Genomic DNA, 20,163 nt, shown 5'->3' on the forward strand with positions numbered 1-20,163 from the left:
AAGCCGGCGCCGCACTCACTGTAGGCCAGTTCCTCCAGAACCAGAAGGATACAGTTGTAGACATTTGGATACGCCCGATGGTCGAACAGGCAGGCCATGACCTTGTCGCATTTTGACGAACCTGCGAAACCGCCGGCCAGTCCATTGCCTCCCCAACCATTCGCGAATCATTCAAAGGATGGCGTGAAATTTGCTTGTTCTTGTGGCCGTGAATTTCTGTTCGAGTCGTTTTCAGTGGAATGTAACCGGACCTTCACATCCAAGTAACCGCATCGGGACGTAGGAAGGCTAGCCTGCGGGCACTCATCCTTTCGTTTGACGCTTCACCAGAGATGATACCGATGCATTGTGCGACAACCGGAATTCGACAGATCCGATCCGTCCCTGCGCCTGTAGGCAGCCACCTACTGATTCACAACTTTTCACAACTTCTCACATGGCGGGGCTCATGGAAGAACAGTTGATGGCATCAAACATGTCCCAGGGCTATGTGCCGTTCCCCGCATCGAAAGTCGGACTCCTGGTCCTCTCCTCGTCGAGCCGCGTCCTGCATCTCGACGAACAGGCCTCCCAGCTCCTGGGAGACCTCCATCGCCAGGAACAGCGGGCGGGCGCAACCGGACTCCCCCCCTCGGTCGAAACATTTTGTTCCGAGATCCAGGACGTTTTGTCCGATCGGGAAGAGGCGGACGACTGGCGGCCGTTCGAGGTGACGCGATCTGTCGGACAGTCTCCCCAAGCGATGATGCTCCGAGCCTTTGTCTTTCCGTCCCGATCCTCTGCCGCACAGACGAGAATTCTCGTCACGCTCCAGAAAGCTTAGCCGCGTCCCGCGCCGGCATCCTCCCGACCGCCGTATCCGGCAATCCGCTTGACAGCCTCCCACCTGCGTGTTATTCGCGAACAGACAACGGACGTGTGCTCGCATGCAGGTCGCGTCGCCCCAGGCTCTTCTAGCCCACTGAACCTATTCATTCACCATCCATAGGTCTGTTATGAACCATCGATTCTTGCTCTGTTGTGGCTCTGCTCTGCTCATGCTCGCATTCGGAATCGGATTGATCCTGTCGGCTGCTTCCGCACAGGCGTTACCGGCAGCGGAGGAGCCGGCTTCCATTCAGGAGCCGGCGCCCGACGCGCTGCCTGGCCAGCCGGAAGAGGCCACCGACCAGACTTCATCGGAGACCTCGGCCACGACCGCGGTGGCGGAGGACGTTGATCCCTGGATCCAGGTCAGCGGGACCGTCTGGCGCATGAAACCGGGATTCGTCTTTCTGAGAACGCCGGTGGGGCTGCTGACCTTGACCTGCCAGACCTGTTTGCGGGACCTGCGCGGCGCCCATCACGTCACCCTCTGGATTCACGGTTCGCACGGAGCCGTCGATATCGCGGCGAAGGGACAGGACAAGTCTGTGCGCCGCTATCTGTGGGGACCGCCGGTCTTTCCCTCGCCCGATAAGAAGGAAGTGCTGCTGTGGACGCCCGAGGGCGAACGTGCCTTCGCCACCGGAGCCTTGGCTGCGAAGCTCGCCTCCCAGCCGGCCGGCAAACCGGTCACGGTCGAAGTCAACGCCGCCGGCACGGTGGTGGGCCTGCACAATCTGCAATACGATCTGCAGATCAGCCAAGTGCCGAACCAATCCAATCGAACGGAGATGAAGATCAGCGGCTCGGTCGCCAAGCTGAAGGCCGGCTACACCTTTCTGCGCACGCCGGTCGGGATACTCCCCATCAGTTCGAAGACCGGTTTGAAACAGGCCAAGGTGGGACAGGACCTCACGCTGTGGATCCATGACACGAACATGGCCGTGGAGCTTCGGCCTAATGGAGAGGAGCAGCCCACTGTCCGGCTCCTCACAGGCAAACTCGCCTATGCCACGCCGGAGAAGCGCGAGTTGACGCTCTGGACTCCGGAAGGCGAGCAGCAATTCCCGGCTGATCAGGCCAGGGGGACGCTCGCCGGACTCAAGGAAGGATCGCCGGTGATCGTTGAACTGAACGGCAAGGGGTCCGTCGTCGAGATCCGCAAAGGCCACTGATGCGTTTCCCTCCGTGCAGCCCGCCGTCTGTGCGGCCTATCAAGCCATTTAAAAATCTTACCCAGCGGGGGATCGTTGAGTCATTTGTGAATCTTACCGAGCGACGCATCCCCTGAGCCTGGAGTTGGGATTCTTCGGGCGCTCGGTCGGAAAACCGGCTTCCGTATTTGGCCTAGGATCAACGATCGCCGCTCGGTCCATACTGGAGATCCCCCCTTATGAGCGTCCTGTCCGGGGCAGCGCCGGTGTCTGGCGCTGGACCCTCGGGCTGAAGGTCCACCCACGCCAGGGCGTGCTCGCCCGCAGCTGCGGCGGCCGAGGCGCCGCTTCGCGCGGGGTGCGCGTGGCTCGGGTGGCCAGCGCCCAGAGTCGCTCCAGGTGCCGGTCAATCCGCTGCGAGAGCGCAAACGGATCGGTCGTCTTCAGGACTTGCTCCAGGGCGGCCACCTTCTGCGGATCGGCGTCGGCGCAGGCCCGCACCCGCTCGAACGGCGTCTGCGGCGCCTCATAGCGCCGGATCAACCGCGAGCCCACCCGGACCTTGCGGACGAGTTTCATCGCGGGCTGAAAGAGGTTCTGGAAGAGCCGCAGGTCCGCATACAGCGCGTTGAGCGCGGTGCGCGCCGCCTCGGTGTCGTACCGCTCCCAACCCACTAGCTTGCGGACATGCGTCCAGTTCTTCTGCTCCACATGCGCGTTGTCATCCTTCTTATACGGGCGCGAGCGCGTGAACTGGACCTGTCGACCAACAGGCCGCTGCTGACACCACGCCAGCAGGTGGTCATGGATGAACTCGCTCCCGTTGTCGGAATCCACGCCCCGCAGGGGGAACGGGAGCTGCGACTCGATGGTCGTCATCGCCTGCACGACCCCGTGACGGCTCTTGCCCATCACGGCCTGGCGCTCCACCCAGGTCGTGTGGATGTCCACACCGTCCACGGTGTGCAGGAACTCGCCGGCGGCCGAGGCGCCCGCGTGCGACACCAGATCGATCTCCAGATAGCCGGGCGTGCGGACGTCCCAGTGCTCCGTCTTGATCGGGATCTGCTGCTTCAACAAGGACCCCGGGCGCGTCGTGCCATACAGCCGCCGCTTGAGCCGTCGCTTCCGGTCCCGCAGCCGGCGGTCGATCTGCCGGGCACTGATCCGCCGGAGTTGGGCTTCCACCGCCGGCGTGACCGCGGTGCGCCGCGTCAGCCAGGGCAGCCAGTGCGGCAGCGCCGCCTTCAGTCGCTGACCACACAGATAGCCCGAGGCCGCCCAGATTTCTGCCAGCAGGCGAATCACGGGCTCCCTGTCAGCGGTCATCCAATAATCCCCAGGTGTGGTCATTGAATTTTCCCCACCCTCCTAACTGAAGGAGGAGGGAGATGGGACTTGACGAGACGGGAGCGTCGGCGATCATGCGTGCCCAGGGGGACCAATCTGGGGAGGCATGCATGGTGGATCAGGAGCGATGGGCGGAGATTCGACGGTTGTTTCACGAGGAGCGGGTGTCCATTTCAGCGATTGGGCGGCGGTTGGATCTGGATCGCAAGACGGTCCGGCGCAGTCTGCGGCAGACGACGTGGCACCCCTATCGCCGGGCAGCGGTGGCGGAGACGCTGCTCACCGCCCATGCCGACTTTGTGCGGACCCGCGCCCCGCAGGTGGGGTACTCGGCGCGGATTCTCTACCAGGAACTGCGGGCGAGCCGGAGCTACACCGGCAGTTATGAGACGGTGAAGCGGTGTGTGGCGCCGCTGCGCGAGGTCCAGCTGCAAGCGGAGCGGGCCCTCCTCCGCTTTGAGACCCCGCCGGGGCAGCAAAGTCAGATTGATTGGGGCCAGGCCACCGTGCCCTTCCGCACCGGTCCCGTCGTGGTGCACGTGTTCGTGCTCACCTTAGGGTTCAGTCGCCGCGGCTTCTATCACGCGTGTGCCGATGAGCGCCTGGCGCAATTTCTGGAGGCCCATGAACGGGCCTTTGCCCATTTCGGCGGGCACACCCGCGAGCATCTCTATGATCGTCCGCGCACCGTGTGCTATGCGGATGAGACCGGCCGACGCCTCTGGAATCCCACGTTCAAAGCCTTTGCCGACTATTGGGGCTTTGAGCCCCGCGTGTGTCGGCCCTACCGGGCGCAGACCAAAGGCAAAGTGGAATCGGGCGTGAAGTATGTGAAGCGGAACTTTCTGCCCGGGCGGACGTTTGTCGACGTGGTGGACTTCCAGGCCCAGCTCGACGAATGGAACGTGACGATCGCCGACCAGCGCCTGCACGGCACGACTCATGAGCGACCGATCGCGCGGTTTGAGCGAGAACGCGAGCACCTCGTGCCACTGGCGGGCCAGCGCGGCTTCCAGCAGGAGGCGCGGGTCTCGCGGATCGTGGCTGAAGACTATCTGGTCAGCTTCGACACGAATCGGTATTCCGTGCCCTTCCGCCTGATTGGGCAACGGGTTGAGGCGCAACGGCGGGGCGACACCATCCATATCTTCCATCGCGACCGCGAGGTGGCCACCCATCCCGTGTTACCCGGCCGCCACCAATTCCGCATTCTGCCGGAGCACGGCCCCGGCGCCAGTGCCCGCATTGCGCGCCAGCGCCGGTCAACCCTGAGCGAACTGGCCACTCACCCCGGTGCGGTCCCGGAGGTCGAAGTGCGGGATCTGGCGTGCTACGAGGCGGTGTGCGGGAGCGCGGCGGCGCACGAGGTGCAGCCATGAACCCGGCGCAACTGGAACGGCTCCGTGAACAGCTGACGCGGCTGCGGCTCCTGAAGAGCCGCGAGCGGCTCGACGCCCTCTTACAGGAGGCGGCGGCCAAGGACCTGTCGTATGCGGACTTCCTCGATCAGGTCCTCAGTGAAGAAGTGACCGCCAAAGCGGAGAAGAACATTACGATGCGCACCAGTCTCGCGCGGTTTCCGTTTGTGAAGAGTCTGGAGGTCTTCGACTTCGCCTACCAGCCGTCGCTGGATAAGAAGCAGATCCAGCAAGTGGCCACCTGCCACTTCATCGAGCACGGCGAGAATCTCGTGATCTTGGGGCCGCCCGGGGTCGGCAAAAGCCACCTGGCCATCGGGCTGGGGCTCAAAGCGATCGAGCGAGGCTATCGGGTGTTGTTCACGACGGCCGCCGCCATGATCGCCACACTGACTCGAGCCCTGACGGAGAATCGGCTGGAGGACAAGCTGAAGCTCTACACGATCCCGCGGTTACTGATCATCGATGAGATCGGCTATCTGCCCATTGACCGCACCGGGGCCAACTTGTTTTTCCAACTCATCTCGCGTCGCTACGAGAAGGGGCCGATGATTCTCACCAGTAACCAGAGTTTCGGGGCCTGGGGGGAGGTCTTCGGGGACCGGGTGCTGGCGACCGCGATCCTGGATCGGGTCCTGCACCACGCCATCACCATCAATATCCGTGGTCATTCGTACCGGCTCAAGGAGAAACTTAAAGCCGGTTTGGTGCGCGTCGAAGAAGCCGCCACGACCACGTAACCAGGGTGGGGAGTTTTCGATGACCATAACTGGGGAAATTTGGGTGACCCTTGACAGGCTCCCCATACGTCGGCCGTCGCCGGATCACCCGGCGCACGGGCGGCCGAGGTGGGGCCGCTCGGCTCAGCAACCCAATCGCATACTTGCGATGATATCGACAGACTCGTGTCACTTCGTCCAGGAGGGCCGATCGCTCGCGGCGCCCCGCCCGCTGATACCGCTGCCACATCACCCGCAGATACTCGTGCTTCGACCGTCGCGCCATCCCCGCTGCCTCCATCCTCCCCCTCCTTCTGGCCCGCCCCATGCGGACTCGGAGGGTAAGATTGACAAATGACGCAACGATCGGTCGCTCGGTAAGATTTTAGATGACTCAATACGGCGGCTTGACACTCGCGAAATCGGCTCTTTAGACTCGACCCCCTCATGGCCCGCCAAGCCGCGACTCAGCCTCAGACCGGCTCGCCCGAGACCCAACGGGACGGCCATGCACGCCTGTCCTTCGACGACCTCTACCGAGACCATGTCGATCGCATCTTCCGCTATGCCCAGCGCCTGTGCGGCGAGCCGGAGGCGGCCAAGGATCTCGTCCAGGACACGTTTCTGAACGCCTATCGCGGCTACAAGGATTTTCGCGGAGAATCCCAGGTCTCCACCTGGCTCTACACGATTGCGTCCCGCGCCTGCCAGCGGCTGCGCCGCAAGCGCAAAGGCCAGCCCGATCACGAGTTGTCCCTGGAGGAATTCATTCCAAGCACCGATGGGGAACTCCGTCTTCAGATCCCGGTGGAGGGCCTCACCCCCGAAGAGGCGCTGGCCAACAAGCAGCTTCGCCGCGCGTTGGACCAGGCGATCGGCCGGCTGCCTCCGAAATATCGCATGGTCCTGGTCCTGCGGGACATGGAAGGGCTCAGCGCCAAGGAAGTGGGGGCCGTGATGGGCCTCAACGAGCGGGCCGTGAAATCCCGCCTCCATCGCGCGCGCCTGTTCGTCCGGCGCGAGCTGAGCGCGCGGGGCGTCGGGGCGCCCCTGACACCGGAACATCATCACGACCACACAGAGGAGCCGGACTCGGGTATAATGTAGAGGTTTTCCATGGCACAGGCACGAGCACGCAACCATTCTTCTGCTTCGCGGCGGTCCGGGCGGGCGAGCCGGTCCCGAAAAAACAAGGCCCATTGTCTCCACATCCTGCGGCAGTTATCCGATTATCTCGACGACGAGCTGGCGCAGGACGTGTGCACTGAAATCCGCCGGCATCTCGGCGCCTGTCCCAACTGCGAAATCTTCGTCACCTCGTTGCGCCAGACCATTTCCCTCTGCCGCCAGGTCGCCCCAAAACCCCTGTCCGTCTCCGCCAAGGCCCACCTCCGCCACCAGATCATGCAGGCGGCCGGCATTCGGTAGAGTCCCGTCCATCCGCTCGTTCCTGCCCCCGCTTCCCGGCCTCGATGCGGTGAACCGCTCTCCACCGCTCTCCTCGGAACATGTTAAGATGAGGGACGGATGTTTTCCTTCCATCGTCCAACCGCCCGGGCACACATGGTCTTTCTCGCTGCGGGATGGAGTGTCGCCGTTTTGGCAGGGGCCGTGCTCACACGAACGCCCCTGAACGTGTCCGCCTCCGTCGACCAGACCCCCGTGGTGATTACGATCAAGGCCCGTCAATTTCATCCTCCCCTCGTCACGCTCCGAGTCGGGCAGCCGGCTACGCTCGTGTTCGAAAATCTCGACACGGAACTCCATTCGTTCGTCCCGAAAGATCTCCTGCGCGGCGTGAACCTGAATGTGGGCGGCAACGGCGCCCCTGAATTCGGGGAGGAAGGCTTTAAACGGGTGATCATTCCGCCGGAAGGCCGGGCGGAGATTCGCTTCACGCCCCTGCGTCCAGGCGAGTTCGGCTATATCTGCGACATGCCGGGGCATCAGATGCGTGCGCAAATTGTTGTGGAGCAGGAACCATGAACGGTGACGTCCCCTCTCAACCGGAACGGATATTGTGGGAAGGCCATACCTCCTGGATGGACCAGGCGATCCTGTTCATCTTCATGGCCGCCGCGGCCGTCCGGGCCGCCGTCGCCCTCCAAGCTCAGCAGTGGGGCACGGCCGCGCTGTATTGCTCGGCCGTCGGGTTGTTTCTCGGCATTGCCGCCTGGTTTCACTACGCACATTACTATCGCATCACCTCGTCCCGCATCCTCGTTCTGTTCGGCCCCTTCGCCCACTTCGGATTGAACCGACGGGTGGTGAAGGAATTCCATTTGAAGGACGTGACCGACATTTACGTCCGGTACGAGCTGCTCAACCGCTGGTTCGATCTCGGCAAGCTCGAAATCACCAATAGCCTCACCGAGGACTATCTGGTGATCCGCGGCGTCCCGAACCCGGAGGACCTCAAAGCGCAGCTCGACCGGTGGGTGCGCGCGCAACGCAACCCATGGGGTCCGGTGCCAGCCCAGGGTACACCCGACCATGCTCGGTAACGGCAGGGTCCCGGGCGGACCGACCTTCATCATCGTCTTCCTCGTGGGCCTGGCTGGATTGGCGCTGCCGAGCATCGCGTCCCATTCCGTTTCGGCTCCGCTCGGCTCTCCGGATCGAGGCCGCGCCATTTATCTCACGCACTGCCTGTCCTGCCACGGACTCACCGGAAACGGCGACGGAGTCGAGGCGCCCTACCTCTCGCCCCGCCCCGCGAGCCTGATTTCCGCCGGCACCTCGGCCAAGTCCGACAAGGAACTGCTCCAGATCATCGACCAGGGCAAGCCGCATACGGCCATGCGCGCCTGGAATGGCCTGCTGACCGACGAAGAACAGCGCGATGTCTTGGCCTATATCCGATCCCTGATCCAGTTCCGTCCCCCTTCCCCCGACCGACCGCCTCCGGCCGAGCCCGGCCGCTGATCGCGGCATCCGCCCCTTCCACATGCAAGGGACCGCATGCTAGAGTGTGGTCTTTGGTGTCAACATCTTTGTCATCTCCTCGACATTCCATAGGTGCATCATGACTTACAGACCCGACGTTGTTCATGATGGTGTATTTCGTGGCTGCCGGCTTCTGACCGCGATTCTGCTGGGCTTGATGATGGTGGGCGCGGCCGCGAGCCCGGCCTGGTCCGCCCCTGCAAGCCAGAAGAAAACCCGCAAACCTCCGGCCCCCTCGGCAGCCGGCAAGGCCGCGATGGACTACGCCCTCGCCATTTCATCCGGGGATCAGACGAAATTTGGCCAACTCGACTTTGCCTGCCAATACCGCATGGTCGAGCAGCAGGGGACATTGAAGAAGTTCCCTCCGGCAACAGATGGGATCTATGCCGACTGTTGGAAGCGCCTCAAGGAGGCCGTCGAGCCGGCGATCTGGAAGACCGATGAGGGCATGGATACGATCTGGCCCGGTCCCGGACGGCTGGTCTTCTTTACCGAACCGCTCGAATCCTATCAGGCCGCCGCGGCCGTGATGGATCTGCTCGGCCAATCGCCGCCCGGCACCGGCCTCACGTTGTCGATCGAGCGGCAGCAGACGATCCCGAACGCGTCGTTTCCAGCCGGGAAGAACCGCAAGCTGGCCGGCGTCCCGACCTCCCTCGTTCAACTGCGCGTGGCCTATAAGGACATGCTCACCTCGCCGGTGACCTTCGCCAAAGGGGCCTATCGGTTCCGATCGACGATCCACCGCCCCCGCGTCCCCGTCAAATCCGTGGCCGTGCAGTTCGTGGTGATGACGGGCCTCAAGCGCCTGGGCTATCCAAGCGACGCCGCGGTCCTCAGCGTGCCCGTGTCCGTGCTCTCGGACGCGGGCGACCTCCCGCAGACCGGCGAGCTTCCGAGCGAGGCCATCCCCTTCTCGACCGAGACCAGCCATGTGTTGGCGGACTCCGCCACCATCTGGCAGCCGTCCGACGGCTCCGGCCTGTTGATCGCCGCCGTGGCCAGATCGCGGCATTTCCCGGACTTGCGGGATCGGATTGCGCTCCTGAATCGCGTCCTCCTGATCGACGAAGCACAACCGGAAGCGCTCACCGCAATGACGAACGATCTTTACGGCCGGGTCTTGACCACGGGCGATGCCGTGCCTTCCGTGCCGTTCAAGGATGCCATGCTCGCGAAACGGGTGAGCGAGCTGTCCTGGAACTGGTATGCGCAAAACTTCCGTCTGGACCTGTCCAACAACATGGAAATGGGCGGCCTCGCGGAGCCGACCGCCGGGGATTTTCTCTACCGCATGATTCCCGCGATGGAGACCCTTTCCAAAGTCCGGCCCAAGGACTTGGATAACCGCCTTCACCTCGGGATCGCCTACCGGTGGAACAACGACCAACTGCGCGCCATCCAGACGCATGAAGCGCTGGTGAACGACCTGGCTCAAGCCCGCCCCGGCCAGCGCGCGCGCGCGCTGATCGAGTTGGCCTGGTCGCGCATCCACAAAGTGTCGTGGAATCGGTTTCTCAACGACCCCGACATCAATCAGGCCTACCGCGAAGCCGAGGAGGCGTTCCGGCTCACCGACGACCCGCTGGACAAGTTCACGGCCGCCTATACGATGGCTTACAGCCAACTCTACATGGCGGAGCGCGATCCCAAGCTGATGCTGGCGAACCTCACCCAGGCCAAGCAGTTCTTTGAGCTCACGCCCGGCGCCACGCCGCAAGTCTGGAGCTATCTGCTGAACCGTGACAGCCTGAGGGCCCTGCTTGACGCAGACCCGACCTTCCTGCCCCTGCTGACGGCCATGGAGGCGAAACCGGAGCCCAAAAAAGACTGACGGCCGCGCAAGCCAACGACGAGGATCGAGAATGTTGCCAACCAGCGACTACGCGGCCACAAGTCCGACTTCTCCGCTGAAACCCTTCTCATTCGCCGGACGATCGGTTGAGTCTCGCGATGTGCCGATCCGCATCCGCTGCGGCGGACCTGTCAGTTCGTCATCGATTTTTGAACCTCGGAGATAAGACAACAGGCTTCAGACGCGACGCTCCTTCTCCGTCTCTCTCGTGCCCCACGATTGACGGTCCGACAGCCGTTCACCCTTGTCGCTGTCCCAAACCTTAAGCCCTTCCACCCCCGATTACGGTTTCATCAAAACGCATCCGGCCTGGCTTCCGCTTCCGCCCGAAGTGTTGACGGGCGCGCCGCTCGCCGCTAGACTGAGGGCACATTCGCTCGTACAGGTGATGGAGTTCACCGGAACCGTCCTTGGTCCGTCGGGATCGGGGACTGATAACTCCTACCGCTCGGTAGGAGGTGTGTCTCGGCAATCAACTCCTACCGGCGCAGGCCGGTAGGAGTTTTTTTTTGAGGCGGGCCGGTCGATGTCGATGATGGAACCGCAGTATGCCCTGACCCACGTCATCCGGGACATGTGGCAGCACCTGAGCCGGCTGGTGTCGCTCGAGCGCCGCATTCTCTGGATCATCGGCAGCTACGCCGTGGCCATCGGCCTCCTGTTTCTCTGCGTCCCGATCGCGGTGCAGGAATTGGTCAGCACCTTTTCGTTCGCCATGGAACCGCGGATGGTCTTGACCTTGGCGGCGATGGTCCTGGTCGCGCTGCTCGGCGTGGCCTATTTCCGGGAGCGCCAGGCCCGCGCGGTCGAGACCTTGCAACAGCGGGTCTATGCCAGGATCACGTTGGCCTTCGCCGAGCAGCTCCCGCTGATCAACGACGACACCTTCGTCCCCCAACATGCGAACCGATTCTTTGAAGCGGAGCTGCTCACGCGCGCCCTGGTGGCCATGGTCGCGGACCTCTTCAACGTGGCGGTCGCAGGCACGATCGCGGTCGGCATGCTGACGTTCTTCAGCCCGTTCTTCTTGGTCTACCTCGGCGTGCTGCTGGTCGGTTTCGTCGCGCTGCTCGTGCTGTTCGGACGGGGCGGTTTCCAAGTCACGCTCAAGATGTCGCAGCTCAACTACCAGCTCTTCAACTGGATGCAGAACCTCGCGTTGAACCTGCCGCACCTGCGGGCCGTCGCCAGCCAGGACTTTGTCATGGCCCGCACGGACGACCTGCTCCTGCCCTACGTCCGCACGAGACAGGCGCGATCGGATGCCTTGACCGGGCGGCAGTACAAGGCCACGGCCGTCTGGCAGGCGTTCGGCCACAGCGGCATGATCGTGACGGCCGGGCTCCTGGTCGTGGACGGCCAGATTACCGTCGGCCAGTTCGCGGGGGCCGAGGTCCTCGTCGGCAATCTCCTGCTGCATATGGATACCTTCGCCCGCCGCATGGTGGCGATCTTCTTCATGTTCACCTCGATGCGGGAGCTCGCCGGCTTCTTTGCGCTGCCGAAAGCGACCGGCGAGGCGCACCTCCTGTCCCCCTCTCTGCTCACGGGCGCGAGAGGAGTGCGGCTCACCTGCCGCCAGGTATCCTTCGCCTACCCGGGATCGGCCCCGTTGTTCGAGGAGTTGGATTTCGACGTCGCGCCCGGAGAAAAGATGGCGATCCTCTGCCAGACGAGCACGGCCAAGACGGCCCTCGCCAAGGTCCTGGCCGGCCTTTATCAACCGACGGCCGGGACCGTTCGCTACAATGACGTCAATCTGGTCGAGACCGACCAGGACTCGATCAATCGCTGCCGCGCATTGATGTTGGACTCCCTTCCCACGCTCCTCGACGGCACCCTCGAAGACAACATCACGGTCGGCCGGCCTGGCATCACCTATCAGGACCTGACCTGGGCCATTGCGTTTGCGGAGCTTGAGGAGGAGGTCGATGCTCTGCCGCAGGGGATCAAGACCGTCGTGTCCGGCCACGGCAAGACCTTTACCCTCAGCCAGACCCTGCGGATTCTGCTGGCTCGGGCCATCGTGACCAGGCCGCAACTCCTGATCTTCGACGGAACGTTGCACAGCATGCCGCTTCCGACCAGAGAGGTCCTGCTGCGCCGCCTCTGCGCCAAGGACGAGCCCTGGTCCGTGGTCTTCGCCTCGAACGACCCGTCCTTCATCGCCCATGTCGATCGGCACATCCGCCTGCCCGATCGGTCTGCGCGAACGCCGCTGCTGTGACGAGCGCATGCAGCCGGTCCGGCAATGTGTGAACCGGCGGCGGCTTTCGACTTGGAAAAGGAATGTGGGTTAGGACTTACTCTCCGGAGAACCGGAGATAGAGGGTTTGCGACGATCCGGGCTGTACGGTCACGCGGCGAAGCCGGGGCCTCTCCTCCCCTCTCGTCCCGGTGAGGTCGTAAGTTCCAGCCGGCAGATCGAGAAAGAGCCACGGCCCCGTCACATGGTCAGGTGGAATCGACAGGTGGATCGTCCCATCGTGACTCGTGACTTCCAGTCCCACGCGAGCCAGAAAAGGTTTCCCCCCGGCGGTCAAGACGAGCTTGAGCGGAAACGCGGGATACTCGGCCGCACGCTCGGCCATGCCGACCCCGGCGCTGAAATAGCGAGCCGGTCCCGCTCGATGGATCGGAATGAGGTCCGTCCAGGTCTCTCCAGCGGCGTGATAGGTCAGTTCGAGCGCATCGCCGGTTGGCAGGATTCTCGACATGGCTGTCACCTCCGCCATCCCCGGGACCGGCTTCGATCCGCCCCACCAGCCGATCGCGACCAGGGGGACGAGCAGGACAAGGGCGGTGCCATGGAGACGGAGAGAGGCGAGGCGCGGACCCCATGTCTGTTTCCCATCCATGCGGGCTTCGTTCCGATCAGGAATTCCTCGACCGGCTCCACGCTAGCGATTGCCGGCCGGCTTGTCAATGCACAGGGGCCGGGGTTGAGCGTTGGCCTCGATCGGTTGCGACCAGAGCGGCTTTGGAAGGCTGATTCCTCCCTCGTCCCCATCGAGCCATTGTGCTAGGATGCCCTACCTTGCTCCTACCGAATCGGCTCAGCACCACACCGGTCTGGACAACATGACGACGCCTCCGGCCGCCTCACCGGCTTCCGAGTATCGCTTTTTGCTCCTGATCATCCCTTCAGTCTTCATCCTGCTGCTCGCGACCGGCCTGTTTGAATTCAGCGCCAACATCACGGTGGACAATTTTCATGATCTCACGAGTCGGCTGATGCACCCCTCGTCAGAACCCGCCGATCCCCACTTTCACGCCACCCACTTTCTCGTCGAGGTCAAGGCCCGCTACATCTGGCTCACGACCGTGGTGGTGGCGTTGGTGGCCGGGCTCTATGCCTTGATCCTCTGCGCCGCGCTCATCTACCAATCTCATCCCCGACCGAGGCTCCTCGTGGTGACCGCGGTCGGAATCGTCCTGGCTTCGATCGGGCTGGCCTTCATCTGGGCGCTCGATGAGACGCATGCGCTTTATCGGGCGGTCTTCAGCTTCAGCTACGAGAACCTGCGCCAGGCCGGGCCGCAGCGGATCAGCGAAGGCCTCCTGCGCTATACCATGACGGTGGTCTCCATCGTCAACGTACAGGCCATCGTGGTTCCGGTGGTGGCCTTGCTCGCGGCCTGCAGCACGCTGGCGCCGCCGGTCACCGGCCGTGCGATCGATTCGGAGTACTGCGCTTTGCAGATGCGGCGGTTGAAGGAGGTCTTGAGCGCGGCCTCGGCGATCCTCGTGGCCGGCATCCTGCACATGGGCGCCTGGCTGCGGTGGCCGGCGGCATTGGTCGGCGACAACCATGCGCATGAAGCGATATTGGGGGCGGCCCTGGCCATTACCCTGTTCTGGGGCGTCACCTTCACCTTGATGCTCGTGGCCACCTACCTGCCCGCCGCGGTCTTGCTCGCAAGGCGGGCCCAAGCCCTGTTGCAGGAGAGCCCCCACAAACAGACGGCGCCGGAACAAGACCAATGGCTGAAGGACCATGGGTTGTTTTTGTCGCTGCAAGATCATTTCCCTCAGTTTGGCCTGATGCTCGCTCCGCTGCTCGCCAGCCCGCTGAGTTCGCTGTTGCTCGCACCGCTGACTCCGACGGGGTAGCAGGATGTTGAAAAAGTCCGCCAGCTTTGTTCTCGCATCGCTCAGAGGCTCAACGTACGGAAAAAAGTACGCTTCGCCTCTTCGCTCGCTGCGCCCGCGCTGGACGGTCTTTTTGACCATCCTGCATGGGGATCTGAGATCGTCCGTGATCGCTCGCTGTGGCGGCTTTCACGGGTACTGAATATGCCGCGGCTGTCCTCAGCGGCATGGACCGTTTGAAGGGGATTCCATGGAAACGGCCTATGTGACAACCAAAGGACGGCTCGTCATCCCGGCACGCATTCGCCGCAAGTTCGGCATCAAGCCCGGCACCAAGGTGTGCTTCATCGAACGAGGCAACGAGATCGTCTTCCAACCGATCACAAAGGCATACATCAGAAGCGTGTGTGGGATACTGAAGAGCAGGACATCCGTCACCGAGGAATTACTGAGAGAACGAAGAAAGGATGGATCTATGGGTTTTCGTGTGGGTTCGTAGAGAGAGGCGACAAATTGTCCGCACCTTATCGCTAGTTGTTTCGATTGTGAATCAATCCATTCAGCAGGCGACGAACATCTGTTCCGGCATCCTCAAAGTACATATTTGAAACGCCCTTGGCCGCAGGGTGCTTGACCACGTAGTAAAGAGTTCCATTCTTGACTCCCATGGAACCCTCGCTCATGAAACATTTAGAATCGATCCCTGCAATCAACTTCCAGTCTTCCATTTTTTTGAGCCCATAGAAAATAACAGCAGCAGGGCGATATTCCGTTATTAATTGGTGAAAGCGTGGTAATCGTATCTTACGGCAGCGTTCCTCATAGAATCGACGTTCGATATCGTAGCAGGATTTCCAGTGTTCAGCCTTGGTAGATGGGCAAGGGAGCGGGAACAGCTCTAAAAGACATGTCTTGCTCTTCGTCCGTCCCCACTTATCACTTTGAAATTCCCTAATAGAGTCCACATCGACCGGCTTTCCATCGAGTACGAACAGCATTCTGATAAGCTTTGCCCATGTTTTCTGCAACTTGGCCTTTGGGCGAAACCACCAGTCGACGCCAATTCTATAGTGATACTCGTACAGATCCTGAATTTCCTTCTCTTCCCATGCGGAGATACGCAGGTCTATTCGATCTTTGAGTTCGTTGTGTTCTTTCCGACCTAATCCTGGCTCCAAGCCAATGAACCAATACGGAGCTTCCAGGTCTCCAAACCCAAACCCCGAACGAGCGACAAGTTCAACCTGTATGCGCTTACCCATCTTGAATTGATGAAGAATCTTGCAGAATAGCTAAGCGACTCAATCTGGCCCAACCCACCTCTTATTCCCTATCACAGCCAGTTGCTGAAAATACGTCGCGAAGGCCCCCGCCGGATGCCTGTCGCCAATCGAACCGCTCGTTCGGCGCGTTGTAGCCATGTTCCGGGAGACTGAGCCCCAGAAAGAGAATCGGCGCCTTCCAGGCCTTCTCCATGCCGACCACCGCGCTGAGACCTTGCTAAAGTTGTTTGTCCGGCCGAGAACAGCGCTGCGGAAGAGGGTCATCCGATGACAAAGGTCATGATGGCTGTGCAAGATCTTCTACCCACAGCATTCGTCGGCCGTACTGCCCGTCCGCCAGGGCAACAAAGAACTTCCGATCCGCCGTCACGAGTGTGCCTTCGATGGCTTCGGCTAATGCGAGATAGAGACAATCGTACAGGCTTCGCCGGGTGCAGAGCGCGAGGTCATAGGCCGCACCAAACAGTCGTTCATCGGGATGCAGTCGCAACGGGATATGACGGAGCTCACCGAGAATAAACTCTGCTTCTTCGGGCCTGAGTTCAGCGCGCCGAATTTTCTTGCAGAGAACATTGCCTATTTCCAGCCAGAAGAACGTAGGGGCATGGAGTTGGTGGCTTGGGGGTCTGAGTCGTTCAGCCGCCTCCGCATACGGCTCAGGAAGGAACCACTTGATCGCGACGCTCGCGTCGATCACATAGCGACTCACCGGTCGCGATCCTTACGAATGAGGCCGGCGCTGTCACCAAATTTGCGACCTGAACGCTTCAGGCGCTTACGAAATCGCTCGATCCGCTTCCAAGCCGCTTCATAGTCGGGGGCGGCTTCTTCAAGAATTGTCTTCACTTCAGCTTGCAGCGATCGACCGTGCTCTTTCGCCCGTTTTTTCAATCGTTCCACAACCTGCTCGTCCAGTTGCCGCACAAGGACTTGTGCCATGGGCTCCTCCGTAATCCTTCTCGTCTGCCTGGTTGATAGCGGAATGATAGCAGATCCGAGGGGAAGGGCCAATGGACAATGTGTTCATGCCTCGGCCACACGCACCCAGCTAGCGCATGTGTCCAGTCTCTGCTTGTCAGCCTCTTCCTTTTCCCAGTCTCGGATGGAACGGCTGCGCGGCGAAGCACGCGCCATGGCGGGCATGGCCCTTTTGCCTGCCGGGGAGGTGCCGCGCTGCGATGGCATGGCGACGTCTCGCCGCAGTTTCAGAGGAGCACGCGGCCAACGGTAAGACAGCGATGGCTGGTCACAGCACAGCGCATCGTGGCACGAGCGAGCCCGCGCACCGTTTGTCAGCCGAGACGCCCCATCCTCGCCAGCTCTGCAAAATACGTTGCAAAAGCCTTCATGCCGCCGGATGCCTGCCGCCAATCGAACCGCTCGTTCGGCGCATGGTAGCCATGTTCCGGCAGGCTGAGCCCCAGAAAGAGAATCGGCACCTTCCAGGCCTTCTCCATGCTGACTACTGCGCCGATCGAGCCGCCCTCCCGCGTGAAGGCCGGGTCCTTGCCGAATCCGGCGCGGATGGCCTGTTGAATCGCCTCGACATAGGGTCCCGTTGACCAGCCCTTGAAGGGGTGCAACATGCCGTCGCACTCGACCTTGACCGAGGGATTGACCTTGGCCACGTGGCGCGTGAACAGCTCGAACACCTTCTCGGGCCTCTGGTTCGGCACCAGCCTCATGCTGGCCTTAAGCTCGCCCTTCCAGGGCACCACGGTCTTCACGCCAGGTCCCTGGTAGCCGCCCGTGAGCCCGTGCACTTCAAACGTCGGTTTCGCCCAGATCCGTTCCATGACTTCCGCCGCGTTCTTCGTGCGGAGCGACTGAAAGCCATAGGCCTTCATGAAGCGAGGCACGTCGAAGCCCGACCGCAAAAAACTCTTTCGCTCGGTCGCCGAGAACGGCAGGACGTCCCGATAGAATCCGGGGATCTTCACCCGTCCCGATTTGGCATCCACGCAGGCGGCCACGACCTCCGCCAGCTCGACGAGCGGGTTTCGCGCCGCTCCGCCTGTGACGCCCGAGTGGGCGTCCTTTGACCCGGTGACCAGGGAGCACCGCACCGCGAGCAGGCCCCGCAAGCCGACGGCGATGGCCGGTTGATCGTTGGAGATCCAGATCGTATCCGAGATCACCACCGAATCGGGTTTGGGAATGGCGTCGCGGTTGCGCAAGGTCTTGGCGAAATGCGGGCTCCCGATTTCCTCTTCCAGCTCCCAGAGGAACCGAATGTTGAGGGGCAGGCCTTGATCGATCGCGAATTTGGCGGCAAGCAGGGCGGTGAGCGCCGGCCCCTTGTCGTCGGTCGTCCCCCGGCCGTGATAGATGCCGTCGTCCTTCAGAAAGGCAAAGGGGTCCTGCTTCCACTCCGGCTCCTGGGCCGGCTGCACGTCCAGGTGGTTATAGATCGTGACCGTCGGATGTTTGGCTCCGGTCGTCCATCCACCGGAGACCAGCGGATGGCCGCCGGTCTCGATCACCTGCGCCTCCGCGCCGAAGTCCTTCAAGATCTGCGCTCCCAGCTCGGCCATCCGGCGGACATCCTTGACCCGTTCAGGGTCCATGCTGACGGATGGCACTTCCACCATGCTCCCAAGCAGGTCTTCAAAACGGGATCGGTTGTCGGCCAGGTACTGGAGCAGGCGTCGGTTGAACTCGCTCATCGGGAAGGGCTCCTGGGTAGTGATGGTCGAGCATTATAGCCGGATGCAGAAGAGGACGGAATGCATGACGGATCAGTGAACATTGGTACACAATGCGAGAATGACGCCGGTTCGAAAGGCGGATGTCTCTTGGCTCGTTGCTTCTCTCTCACAATGATCGATCCTCGATGGCTGATCCTGCTGATGTACCTCTGGCCCTGGTCTGCGTGGGCCCAGAACGGCGAGCCGGTCCCGATCGAAGAGTTGCTGGCGGCGCCCGACCGATACCATCTCCATCAAGTCCTGGTCCGCGGCACCGTCGAGAACGTGCGCCCCTTCGATCCCTATCAACTGAACAACGGCACGATTTGCTATGCAGCCTATTCCTTCCGCGTGGTGGATCAGACGGGGGCCTTGCCGGTGCTCGTCATGGGACGGTGTCAGATTCCGCTGGTCAAAGACCCGGATGTGGCCGACGGCGAAACCGTCCTCGTCGAGGTGACGATCCAGCAACCGGGGCGCGATCTCTTTTTCATGGCGCTGGACGGCCGGCGGATTCCGGTGATGAACGCGAACGAGGTACAGGCGATGGCGGTGCGCATCTGGCCGCTCCCGCCCGAGCCATCGCCGGAGGAGACGCCTGACCTGCCACCCCGTCCTCCGCTGCCGTAAGCCTGTTTTGAAAGTGTCCTTACAAGACGATCTGGGTTTTGAAAGAATGGCGCCCTCTCCTTTCAAGCTGGCCTGGCCTTGAACGCCCGCCCCCGTTCAACCGTGTGCCGCTGCAACGACATTGATGACGAATGCGAACTGGATGAGGATCAGAGGCTCTGAGCCATCCTGGGGAGGCGGTGCGGAATAGCGGAACGAGATTTGCCATGACTTGAAAGAATCTTCGTCTGGAAGTAGGGTAATGGGACCACAGGGGCGGATGGTCGTGATCACCCGCCTGCGTTTTGCTTCTTTTTTTGCTCCTGTTGATGGAAACTCCCCATGCCGTTCGATCTCACGCCATACGGCATCGAATTGCGAGAGCCCCGAGCCCGCCGGAGGGCTCCTCGCCGTCGGCGGAACCCTTGGCTGAGGGGGCTGGCTGTCATGCTCCTCTGCTCCACGGCCCTCCTCGTCGTGCTGCCGATCACCGACCAGGCCCGTCTGAGCTTCTGGGGAGCCCCCTCGGGACTCAGGCCGTCCGACCTCCGCGCGCGGTTTGAATCGATCATCGAACATTATGCCCGGTGGTACGGCCTCGACCCGGCTCTGCTGGCCGCTGTCATCCAAGTCGAATCGAGCTTCAATCCTTTTGCCGTTTCGCCAAAGGGGGCGCTCGGTCTCATGCAACTGATGCCGGAAACCGCGCTCTCCTGGCAGGTCGCCGATCCGATGAATCCCAGCCAGAATATTCGCGGCGGCGCGTTGCAGTTGCGCTATCTGCTCGTTCGCTTCAATGACGATCTTGAGCTCGCCCTGGCCGCCTACCATGCGGGCGAAACAAGAGTCAGCCGTCACGAGGGCATTCCCCCCTTGGCCTCCACACAGCAATACGTGGACAGAGTCCTTGACATCTATCGAGGGCTTCAGGTTTCCGCCGAGCGCGATCTCTAGCAGGCGGCATTCCGGGCGGATGCCGGACATAGCTTGCCCTGCCGGGGCGATTGCCGCCGATCTCCAACTCTAGCCTGCATTATTCATGAACGCTTCTGCTGCAATCGCGGATTCGCCGCTGCGACAAGCTGGCATGCAGTTTCACGGTCTGCCAGCGGGCGGGCTCGCCACTCGGTCGGTTCGACGTACTGTTTCAAGTACGCCTCATTCCCTCGCGGCTCCACGCGCC

At 62.0% G+C, this 20,163-nt stretch carries 22 protein-coding genes and 1 riboswitch; of the genes, 15 read left to right on the forward strand and 7 right to left on the reverse strand.

Going from position 1 to position 20,163, the window contains the following annotated elements:
- Positions 1-463 precede the first annotated feature (463 nt).
- Positions 464-823 carry a hypothetical protein gene (locus tag QWI75_RS21765; RefSeq protein WP_289271472.1) on the forward strand — a complete coding sequence of 120 codons (360 nt, stop codon included), beginning with the start codon at positions 464-466 and terminating at the stop codon, positions 821-823.
- 172 nt (positions 824-995) lie between these two features.
- Positions 996-2,039: a hypothetical protein gene (locus QWI75_RS21770; RefSeq protein WP_289271473.1), complete on the forward strand. Its 1,044-nt coding sequence runs from the start codon at positions 996-998 to the stop codon at positions 2,037-2,039.
- A gap of 216 nt (positions 2,040-2,255) precedes the next feature.
- Here the strand turns inward: QWI75_RS21770 and QWI75_RS21775 are convergent, their stop codons facing one another.
- Positions 2,256-3,347, reverse strand: coding sequence for a hypothetical protein (locus tag QWI75_RS21775; protein ID WP_289271474.1), 1,092 nt, complete (start codon positions 3,345-3,347; stop codon positions 2,256-2,258).
- A gap of 62 nt (positions 3,348-3,409) precedes the next feature.
- Here QWI75_RS21775 and istA point away from each other — a divergent pair, with 62 nt between their 5' ends.
- From istA to QWI75_RS21820, 9 genes are all read left to right on the forward strand, one after another.
- Positions 3,410-4,747 carry an IS21 family transposase gene (istA, locus tag QWI75_RS21780; RefSeq protein WP_289266912.1) on the forward strand — a complete coding sequence of 446 codons (1,338 nt, stop codon included), beginning with the start codon at positions 3,410-3,412 and terminating at the stop codon, positions 4,745-4,747.
- Complete coding sequence (istB, locus tag QWI75_RS21785; protein WP_289266911.1) at positions 4,744-5,526, forward strand: IS21-like element helper ATPase IstB; 783 nt, start codon at positions 4,744-4,746, stop codon at positions 5,524-5,526. The genes istA and istB overlap by 4 nt, the downstream gene beginning before the upstream one ends.
- Before the next feature lie 426 nt (positions 5,527-5,952).
- The gene (locus QWI75_RS21790; protein WP_289271475.1) at positions 5,953-6,612 is read left to right on the forward strand and encodes an RNA polymerase sigma factor; all 660 of its coding nucleotides are present in this window, start codon (positions 5,953-5,955) and stop codon (positions 6,610-6,612) included.
- 9 nt (positions 6,613-6,621) lie between these two features.
- Positions 6,622-6,933, forward strand: a complete 312-nt coding sequence (locus tag QWI75_RS21795; protein ID WP_289271476.1) for an anti-sigma factor family protein — start codon at positions 6,622-6,624, stop codon at positions 6,931-6,933.
- A 99-nt stretch (positions 6,934-7,032) separates the two neighbouring features.
- The gene (locus QWI75_RS21800; protein ID WP_289271477.1) at positions 7,033-7,491 is read left to right on the forward strand and encodes a cupredoxin domain-containing protein; all 459 of its coding nucleotides are present in this window, start codon (positions 7,033-7,035) and stop codon (positions 7,489-7,491) included.
- On the forward strand, positions 7,488-8,009 hold the full coding sequence (locus QWI75_RS21805) for a PH domain-containing protein (RefSeq protein ID WP_289271478.1): 522 nt from the start codon (positions 7,488-7,490) through the stop codon (positions 8,007-8,009). Before QWI75_RS21800 ends, QWI75_RS21805 begins: the two co-directional genes overlap by 4 nt.
- Positions 7,999-8,430: a c-type cytochrome gene (locus QWI75_RS21810; protein WP_289271479.1), complete on the forward strand. Its 432-nt coding sequence runs from the start codon at positions 7,999-8,001 to the stop codon at positions 8,428-8,430. Before QWI75_RS21805 ends, QWI75_RS21810 begins: the two co-directional genes overlap by 11 nt.
- A 100-nt stretch (positions 8,431-8,530) precedes the next feature.
- The gene (locus QWI75_RS21815; RefSeq protein WP_289271480.1) at positions 8,531-10,288 is read left to right on the forward strand and encodes a tetratricopeptide repeat protein; all 1,758 of its coding nucleotides are present in this window, start codon (positions 8,531-8,533) and stop codon (positions 10,286-10,288) included.
- A 396-nt stretch (positions 10,289-10,684) separates the two neighbouring features.
- Positions 10,685-10,760: riboswitch (Fluoride riboswitch) on the forward strand.
- 75 nt (positions 10,761-10,835) lie between these two features.
- Complete coding sequence (locus tag QWI75_RS21820) at positions 10,836-12,536, forward strand: ATP-binding cassette domain-containing protein (protein WP_289271481.1); 1,701 nt, start codon at positions 10,836-10,838, stop codon at positions 12,534-12,536.
- Positions 12,537-12,612: 76 nt separating this feature from the next.
- Here QWI75_RS21820 and QWI75_RS21825 read toward each other — a convergent pair whose 3' ends face one another.
- Positions 12,613-13,167: a hypothetical protein gene (locus QWI75_RS21825; RefSeq protein WP_289271482.1), complete on the reverse strand. Its 555-nt coding sequence runs from the start codon at positions 13,165-13,167 to the stop codon at positions 12,613-12,615.
- A 223-nt stretch (positions 13,168-13,390) separates the two neighbouring features.
- On the opposite strand from QWI75_RS21825, the gene QWI75_RS21830 reads away from it, so the two are divergent.
- On the forward strand, positions 13,391-14,422 hold the full coding sequence (locus tag QWI75_RS21830) for a hypothetical protein (RefSeq protein WP_289271483.1): 1,032 nt from the start codon (positions 13,391-13,393) through the stop codon (positions 14,420-14,422).
- A 229-nt stretch (positions 14,423-14,651) separates the two neighbouring features.
- On the forward strand, positions 14,652-14,900 hold the full coding sequence (locus QWI75_RS21835) for an AbrB/MazE/SpoVT family DNA-binding domain-containing protein (RefSeq protein ID WP_289271484.1): 249 nt from the start codon (positions 14,652-14,654) through the stop codon (positions 14,898-14,900).
- Positions 14,901-14,931: 31 nt separating this feature from the next.
- On the opposite strand, the gene QWI75_RS21840 is transcribed toward QWI75_RS21835, so the two are convergent.
- The 5 genes from QWI75_RS21840 to QWI75_RS21860 form a co-directional block, all read right to left on the reverse strand.
- Positions 14,932-15,663 carry a hypothetical protein gene (locus QWI75_RS21840; protein ID WP_289271485.1) on the reverse strand — a complete coding sequence of 244 codons (732 nt, stop codon included), beginning with the start codon at positions 15,661-15,663 and terminating at the stop codon, positions 14,932-14,934.
- Positions 15,664-15,724: 61 nt separating this feature from the next.
- Entirely contained in the window at positions 15,725-15,877 is a 153-nt protein-coding gene (locus QWI75_RS21845) for a hypothetical protein (protein ID WP_289271486.1), read from the reverse strand.
- Positions 15,878-15,961: 84 nt separating this feature from the next.
- The gene (locus QWI75_RS21850) at positions 15,962-16,393 is read right to left on the reverse strand and encodes a type II toxin-antitoxin system VapC family toxin (protein WP_289271487.1); all 432 of its coding nucleotides are present in this window, start codon (positions 16,391-16,393) and stop codon (positions 15,962-15,964) included.
- Complete coding sequence (locus QWI75_RS21855; protein WP_289271488.1) at positions 16,390-16,623, reverse strand: FitA-like ribbon-helix-helix domain-containing protein; 234 nt, start codon at positions 16,621-16,623, stop codon at positions 16,390-16,392. The genes QWI75_RS21850 and QWI75_RS21855 overlap by 4 nt, the downstream gene beginning before the upstream one ends.
- Positions 16,624-16,976: 353 nt before the next feature.
- Positions 16,977-18,350 carry a M20/M25/M40 family metallo-hydrolase gene (locus QWI75_RS21860; protein ID WP_289271489.1) on the reverse strand — a complete coding sequence of 458 codons (1,374 nt, stop codon included), beginning with the start codon at positions 18,348-18,350 and terminating at the stop codon, positions 16,977-16,979.
- 153 nt (positions 18,351-18,503) lie between these two features.
- On the opposite strand from QWI75_RS21860, the gene QWI75_RS21865 reads away from it, so the two are divergent.
- Entirely contained in the window at positions 18,504-19,001 is a 498-nt protein-coding gene (locus tag QWI75_RS21865; RefSeq protein WP_289271490.1) for a hypothetical protein, read from the forward strand.
- A gap of 321 nt (positions 19,002-19,322) precedes the next feature.
- Positions 19,323-19,934 carry a lytic transglycosylase domain-containing protein gene (locus tag QWI75_RS21870; protein ID WP_289271491.1) on the forward strand — a complete coding sequence of 204 codons (612 nt, stop codon included), beginning with the start codon at positions 19,323-19,325 and terminating at the stop codon, positions 19,932-19,934.
- Positions 19,935-20,163 lie beyond the last annotated feature (229 nt).

Origin of the sequence: Nitrospira tepida, from assembly GCF_947241125.1 — a bacterium.
Lineage (GTDB): Bacteria > Nitrospirota > Nitrospiria > Nitrospirales > Nitrospiraceae > Nitrospira_G > Nitrospira_G tepida.

Coding starts and splice junctions, on each gene's coding strand:
- QWI75_RS21790 (WP_289271475.1), top strand. CDS start 5,953: ATGGCCCGCCAAGCCGCGACTCAGCCTCAGACCGGCTCGCCCGAGACC.
- QWI75_RS21775 (WP_289271474.1), bottom strand. CDS start 3,347: ATGACCGCTGACAGGGAGCCCGTGATTCGCCTGCTGGCAGAAATCTGG.
- QWI75_RS21800 (WP_289271477.1), top strand. CDS start 7,033: ATGTTTTCCTTCCATCGTCCAACCGCCCGGGCACACATGGTCTTTCTC.
- QWI75_RS21765 (WP_289271472.1), top strand. CDS start 464: ATGGCATCAAACATGTCCCAGGGCTATGTGCCGTTCCCCGCATCGAAA.
- QWI75_RS21825 (WP_289271482.1), bottom strand. CDS start 13,167: ATGGATGGGAAACAGACATGGGGTCCGCGCCTCGCCTCTCTCCGTCTC.
- istB (WP_289266911.1), top strand. CDS start 4,744: ATGAACCCGGCGCAACTGGAACGGCTCCGTGAACAGCTGACGCGGCTG.
- QWI75_RS21810 (WP_289271479.1), top strand. CDS start 7,999: ATGCTCGGTAACGGCAGGGTCCCGGGCGGACCGACCTTCATCATCGTC.
- QWI75_RS21855 (WP_289271488.1), bottom strand. CDS start 16,623: ATGGCACAAGTCCTTGTGCGGCAACTGGACGAGCAGGTTGTGGAACGA.
- QWI75_RS21840 (WP_289271485.1), bottom strand. CDS start 15,663: ATGGGTAAGCGCATACAGGTTGAACTTGTCGCTCGTTCGGGGTTTGGG.
- QWI75_RS21845 (WP_289271486.1), bottom strand. CDS start 15,877: ATGGAGAAGGCCTGGAAGGCGCCGATTCTCTTTCTGGGGCTCAGTCTC.
- QWI75_RS21805 (WP_289271478.1), top strand. CDS start 7,488: ATGAACGGTGACGTCCCCTCTCAACCGGAACGGATATTGTGGGAAGGC.
- istA (WP_289266912.1), top strand. CDS start 3,410: ATGGGACTTGACGAGACGGGAGCGTCGGCGATCATGCGTGCCCAGGGG.
- QWI75_RS21860 (WP_289271489.1), bottom strand. CDS start 18,350: ATGAGCGAGTTCAACCGACGCCTGCTCCAGTACCTGGCCGACAACCGA.
- QWI75_RS21815 (WP_289271480.1), top strand. CDS start 8,531: ATGACTTACAGACCCGACGTTGTTCATGATGGTGTATTTCGTGGCTGC.
- QWI75_RS21770 (WP_289271473.1), top strand. CDS start 996: ATGAACCATCGATTCTTGCTCTGTTGTGGCTCTGCTCTGCTCATGCTC.
- QWI75_RS21835 (WP_289271484.1), top strand. CDS start 14,652: ATGGAAACGGCCTATGTGACAACCAAAGGACGGCTCGTCATCCCGGCA.
- QWI75_RS21870 (WP_289271491.1), top strand. CDS start 19,323: ATGCCGTTCGATCTCACGCCATACGGCATCGAATTGCGAGAGCCCCGA.
- QWI75_RS21865 (WP_289271490.1), top strand. CDS start 18,504: ATGATCGATCCTCGATGGCTGATCCTGCTGATGTACCTCTGGCCCTGG.
- QWI75_RS21830 (WP_289271483.1), top strand. CDS start 13,391: ATGACGACGCCTCCGGCCGCCTCACCGGCTTCCGAGTATCGCTTTTTG.
- QWI75_RS21795 (WP_289271476.1), top strand. CDS start 6,622: ATGGCACAGGCACGAGCACGCAACCATTCTTCTGCTTCGCGGCGGTCC.
- QWI75_RS21820 (WP_289271481.1), top strand. CDS start 10,836: ATGTCGATGATGGAACCGCAGTATGCCCTGACCCACGTCATCCGGGAC.